Raw genomic sequence first — 5,924 nt, 5'->3', positions numbered from 1 at the left:
AGCACCTGCTGCCCGCCGGACGCGGCCTCCTGGAGCCGCACAGTACCCCCTTGGGCCCCGAAGCGGTCCTCGCGGCCGACGTGGTCCTGCTGCCCGGACTCGCGGTCGACCGGCGCGGGATGCGCCTGGGGCGCGGCGGAGGCAGCTACGACCGGGTGCTGGCCCGGCTGGCGGCGGCCGGGGCCGACCCCGCCCTCGTCGTCCTGCTGTACGACGACGAGGTGGTCACGCGGGTCCCGGAGGAACCGCACGACCACCCCGTGGACGCCGTGATCACGCCGACCGCAGTGCGGCGCTTCCTGCCCCGGGGCGCCTGAACGGCCCCGGGACGCCCCGGGGCCGTACACGGGCTGCTCCGGGCTGCTCCGGGGCTTGTCGCGGCCTCAGGGCTTCTTGAGCGTCAGCGTGTCCACCGTGGACTTGTCCACGGCGCCCTTCCCGTAGGACCAGTCGAGCAGCTCGCCGTCGGCCCACTTGTCCGTCTGGTCGGTGTAGTGCGCGCTGAACGCGTGCCCGGAGGCGCCGGTGAGGTTGATCCAGCGGGACTTGTCCCAGTCCCCCACGTTGACGACCATCCGCATGGACGGCACCCAGATGACCCCGTAGCCGCCTGCGGCGTTCCAGCCGGTGGCGTCGACCGCGGCCTCGCCGCCGCCGAGGTTCCAGGGGCCGCGGTTGAGCGCCCGCTGGAGCAGGTCGGGGCCCTCGGTGCCGAGCGTCTGGTTGCGCAGGGTCAGCTGGTGCAGCCGGCCCCAGTTCCAGGTGCTGATGTCCTTGCCGAGCTTGGCGGTCAGCTCCCAGCGGGCGTCCTCCATGGCGCGGGCGAAGAGCTGGTCCCGGTTGTCGATGGCTTCTTCCCGGCCTTGCGCGGGCGCCTTCCACCACTCGTTGTCCGGGTCGTCGAGGATCGACTCCACGACCTCGTACCAGCGGTCGCCGCCGTCCGGCTGCGCCGTGTCGGGGTCGCGCTGGCCGCACTCGCGTACGAGCTTGTTCTGCTCGTCCACCGGTCCGGTGCCGGCGGCGGGCCGCACGTAGATGCACTCACCCTTGGGGCGGAGCTCCTTGGGGAGCTTGTTGCCGAAGGCCAGCTTCAGGATGTTGCGCCAGACACCGTTGAAGTACGCCGCCGCGGCGGAGTCCGAATCCTGGGTGTAGTCCCAGCCCTCCAGCAGCTTCTGGGCCTCGCGGACGCTCTTGTCGGAGATGCCGATCTTGACGAGCTTGGGCACCAGCTTCGCGGCGATGGCGCTCTGGTTGTCCATCTGCATCGACTGCATGTCGTCGGTGGAGACCTTGCCGCCGCCGTCGATCTTCTTCTGGATCAGGTCGTTGATCCGCTGGCTGCGGGTGCCGTAGCCCCAGTCCTTGGTGAGCATGTGCTCGTAGCTGTCGTCGATGACCGCCTGGTTGGCGGTGACGATGTAGCCGCGCTCCGGGTTGTACTCGTACGGCAGCTCGTCGAAGGGGATCGGGTCCTTCTCCCAGCCGTACTGCTTGGACCAGCCCGGGCTCGGCATGGTGCCGTCGCCCTTCAGGCGGACCGGGATCTTGCCGGGGGCCTGGTAGCCGATGTTGCCCTCGGTGTCCGCGTAGATGAGGTTCTGCGAGGGCACCTCGAAGTGCTCGGCCGCCGCCCGGAAGGTCTTGAAGTCCTTGGCGCGGTTGAGCTCGAAGACGGCGTCCATGGACTTGCCGGGATCCAGCGCGGTCCACTTCAGGGCGATCGCGTAGCCGTCGCCGCGGTCGGGGGCCGCGTTGGTGACCGGGGCCCTCTTTCCGACCTTCTCCATCTCGCTGCTGCGGTCGGAGACCAGCGGGCCGTTGTTGGTCTCCCGGACGGTGATCTTCCGGCTCTTGCCGCCCGCGACCTTGATGGTCTCCTCACGGGTGACGAAGGGCTCGGTCTTCCCGTCGTACTGGTAGCCGTCGGCCGAGACCTTCTCCAGGAAGAGGTCCGTGACGTCGGCGCCGAGGTTGGTGAAGCCCCAGGCGATGTCCTGGTTGTGGCCGATGATCACTCCGGGCATCCCGGAGAAGGTGTATCCGGCCGTGTCGTACTGGCAGGTCTTGGAGACCTCACGGCAGTGCAGCCCCATCTGGTACCAGAGCGAGGGCAGCATCGGCGCCAGGTGCGGGTCGTTGGCCAGCAGCGGCTTGCCGGTGGTCGTGTGCTTGCCGTCGACCACCCAGGAGTTCGACCCGATGCCGTTGCCGTTCGGGCCGAGCAGCGCCGGAATCTCGTCCAGGGTGTCGGAGAGCGCGGAGAGCTGGGTGTTCAGGCCCTCGGTCGCCCCGGCCACGGTGTCCCCGCCGATGCCGTCCGACGGCTCGGCCTCCGGGGCGAACTCACCGGTGACCGAAGAGACGGCGCCGTTCTCCACGATCGGCTTGTTCTTCTTGAACGGGTACTCCGGGTACAGGTCCTCGATCTGCTCCTCGCTGAGCCTGCTGGTCAGCAGCGAGCGGTCGATCTCGTCCTGCATGTTGCCGCGCAGGTCCCAGGCCATCGCCTTCAGCCAGGCGACCGAGTCCACCGGGGTCCACTCGGTGGGCTTGTAGTCGTTGGTGAGGCCGAGCGCCGCGTACTCGACGGAGATGTCCTTGCCGTCCTTGCCGGCGAGGTACGCGTTCACGCCCTCCGCGTACGCCTGGAGGTTCTTCTTGGTCTCCTCGTCCAGGACCTTGTCGTACTCCTCCTGGGCGACCTTGCGCCAGCCCAGGGTGCGCAGGAAGGCGTCGGTGTCGACCTGCCCCGAGCCGAACATCTCGGAGAGCCGTCCGGACGTCATGTGACGGCGGACGTCCATCTCCCAGAACCGGTCCTGGGCCTGGACGAAGCCCTGGGCGCGGAACAGGTCGGCGTCGGAGTCCGCGTAGATCTGCGGGATCCCGTAGCCGTCGCGTTTGACGTCGACGTCACCGGTGAGGCCCTTGAGTTCGAGCGTGCCGGTCGTCTGCGGATAGGAGGCCCGGACCGTGGCGACGGACCAGTAGGCCCCGTACCCGACACCCGCGACGAGCGCCAGCACCAGGACGATCACGATCAGGCGACCGCGTCGCCCCTTCTTCCTGCCGGGTTTCCTCGCATCCGAAGAGCCGGAAGGGGCGGTTGTGTTGGCGGGCATCGCTGTCCTTCGCGGGGCAGGGCGGTCCTGGAAGTGCAGGAGCAACCATAGGCGCCCCGCCGAAGCCACTCGGACGCGGTATGGGGATGCACCCATCTGCGCCGCGCTCGTACGAACACTCGAAGCCGTCAAGAAAGCGTTAAAGATTAGGTAAGGTAACGAAGTACTGGTCCCCCGGAGGCCGATCCGGAAGGCGCACGCAGGGAAGGAACGGACCCTGACTGTCCACACGCTCAACGAACTTCTGCTCGCCTGCTCGCTCGTGCTGCTGGTCGCGGTCGCGGCGGTCCGCATCTCGTCGCGCAGCGGCCTTCCCAGCCTCCTCCTGTACCTCGGCATCGGCATCGTCCTGGGACAGGACGGCCTCTTCGACGTCAAGTTCGACAACGCCGAACTGACCCAGGTCATCGGGTACGCCGCCCTGGTCGTCATCCTGGCCGAGGGCGGTCTGGGGACGAAGTGGAAAGAGGTCCGCCCGGCACTTCCGGCGGCAGCCCTGCTGTCGACCGTCGGCGTGGGCGTCAGTGTGGGCGTCACGGCGAGCGCGGCGCACTACCTCGTAGGGCTGGACTGGCGGCAGGCGCTGATCATCGGCGCCGTCGTCTCCTCCACCGACGCCGCCGCCGTCTTCTCCGTGCTGCGCAAAGTGCCGCTCCCGTCCCGGATCACGGGCGTCCTGGAGGCCGAGTCCGGCTTCAACGACGCCCCGGTGGTCATCCTGGTCGTCGCCTTCTCCGCCGTCGGCCCGGTGGAGCACTGGTACGTCCTGATCGGCGAGATAGCACTGGAGCTGGCCATCGGCGCGGCCATCGGGCTCGCGGTGGGCTGGCTCGGCTCGTACGGGCTGCGCCACGTCGCGCTGCCCGCCTCCGGGCTCTACCCGATCGCCGTGATGGCCATCGCGGTCTCCGCGTACGCGGCGGGCGCCATGGCCCACGGCAGCGGGTTCCTCGCCGTGTACCTCGCCGCGATGATCCTCGGCAACTCCAAGCTCCCGCACTGGCCGGCCACCCGGGGCTTCGCCGACGGGCTCGGCTGGCTGGCGCAGATCGGCATGTTCGTCCTGCTCGGGCTGCTGGTCACCCCGCACGACCTGGTCGACGACTTCTGGCCCGCCGTGATCGTGGGGCTGGTGCTCACCGCCGTCGCACGGCCGTTGTCGGTCTTCATCAGCCTCGCCCCGTTCCGCCTGCCACGGCGCGAGAAGGCCCTCATGTCCTGGGCGGGGCTGCGCGGAGCCGTGCCCATCATCCTGGCGACCATCCCCATGGTGTCCGGGATCGAGGGCAGCACCCGGGTCTTCAACATCGTCTTCGTGCTCGTCATCGTCTACACGCTGATCCAGGGGCCGACCCTGCCCTGGCTCGCCCGGGCGCTCCGGATCGGCGACGACCCGTCCGAGGCGTCGGACCTGGGCATCGAGTCGGCGCCCCTGGAGCGGCTGCGCGGGCACCTGCTGTCGGTCGCGGTCCCGGGGAAGTCGAAGATGCACGGCGTGGAGGTCGGGGAACTGCGCCTGCCCTCCGGTTCGGCCGTCACCCTCGTCGTACGCGACGGCACGAGCTTCGTACCCGCCCCCTCCACCGTGCTCCGGCGCGGCGACGAACTGCTGGTCGTGGCCACCGACCCGGTGCGGGACGCGGCCGAGGCCCGGCTGCGGGCCGTCGCCGAGGGGGGCAAGCTGGCCGGCTGGCTGGGTACCGGCAAGCAGAGCGGGCAGGACATCGCGCCGCTCGTGGACGTACCGCAGGTGGTGAAGCTGGCGAAGAAGCTGGGCAGGGGCGGCGAGGAGCGCCCTGGCGCCACGAGGACTCGTCACTGATCGGAGGCCGTTCCCCGGTCCCCGGCCCCCGGTCCGTGGGGGCGGCTGCTGATCGAGGCGAGACTCCGGGCCTGGGGACGGCTGCTGATCGGAGGCGGCGTCAGCCCCCTCGTGCCCGATCACAGGCCCCCGGCCCCCGGCACCTGTAACATGAAGGATTGCTACATGATCTACTCGATCTGATCGAGATCGACCAACTCTGCCTGATGCAGAGCTGGCGCGACCGTATGGCGGTCGTGGCGTCCTTTCGCCTCTGGAGCGAGCGCCCGGCATCTACCGCAGTCCCGCGCGAAGAGGACAGCTCTCGGCAGCTCCCCGCACGGCCCCGGCACTGGTGCCGGACGCACCCGGGGAGCACGGCCACCAGGCGGCAGAAAGGCATGGACCGTGGCGACCACGGTCTCCGACCGCCCCGGTTACGGGCAGTTGCTGCGCACCCCGGGTGCGTGGACCTTCCTGATCCCGGGCTTCGCGGCCCGGCAGCCCTTCGCGATGCTGACCATCAGCATCGTGCTGCTGGTCCAGCACACCACCGGCTCCTACGGCAGTGCGGGCGCCGTCGCCGCCGTATCGGGCGTCTCGATGGCCCTGTTCGCGCCGCAGACCGGCCGGCTCGCGGACCGGTTCGGCCAGCGCGCGGTGCTGGTGCCCGGCGTGCTGGTGCACGCCGCGTCCGTCGGGGTGCTGACGGCGCTCGCGCTGGCGCACGCGCCGCTGTGGGTCCTGTTCCTGGCGGCCGTGCCCACCGGGGCGTCGATCCCGCAGGTGGGGCCGATGGTCCGGGCCCGCTGGGCGGCGCGGCTCGGCGCCGCCCCGGGGCGCCCGGCGTCCCCTCTGATGACCACGGCCGCCGCGTTCGAGTCCGTGACGGACGAGTTCACGTTCGTCATCGGCCCGGTGATCGCGACGGCGCTGTGCACCGGCGTGCACCCCGCGGCGGGGCTGATCGCCGAAGGGATCCTGACACTGGCCGG

Annotated in this window: 3 protein-coding genes and 1 pseudogene; 3 read left to right on the top strand and 1 reads right to left on the bottom strand. The window is 70.2% G+C overall.

What is annotated here, in order from left to right:
• The coding region (locus IH13_RS0108165; protein ID WP_031082403.1) for a 5-formyltetrahydrofolate cyclo-ligase at nucleotides 1–317 on the top strand (317 nt) is incomplete at its 5' end.
• A 66-nt stretch (nucleotides 318–383) separates the two neighbouring features.
• Here IH13_RS0108165 and IH13_RS0108160 read toward each other — a convergent pair.
• Nucleotides 384–3,128 (bottom strand): penicillin acylase family protein, encoded by a 2,745-nt coding sequence (locus IH13_RS0108160; RefSeq protein WP_031082401.1) that lies wholly within the window; start codon nucleotides 3,126–3,128, stop codon nucleotides 384–386.
• A 244-nt stretch (nucleotides 3,129–3,372) separates the two neighbouring features.
• Here IH13_RS0108160 and IH13_RS0108155 point away from each other — a divergent pair, with 244 nt between their 5' ends.
• On the top strand, nucleotides 3,373–4,950 hold the full coding sequence (locus tag IH13_RS0108155) for a potassium/proton antiporter (RefSeq protein ID WP_420713346.1): 1,578 nt from the start codon (nucleotides 3,373–3,375) through the stop codon (nucleotides 4,948–4,950).
• A 387-nt stretch (nucleotides 4,951–5,337) separates the two neighbouring features.
• Nucleotides 5,338–5,924: pseudogene (locus tag IH13_RS0108150) on the top strand (MFS transporter); the annotation flags it as partial.

Source organism: Streptomyces sp. NRRL WC-3549, from assembly GCF_000721935.1.
Classification (GTDB): Bacteria; Actinomycetota; Actinomycetes; order Streptomycetales; family Streptomycetaceae; genus Streptomyces.
Note: the sequence above shows the minus strand (reverse complement) of the source record. Positions and strands in the feature narration are given on the sequence as shown.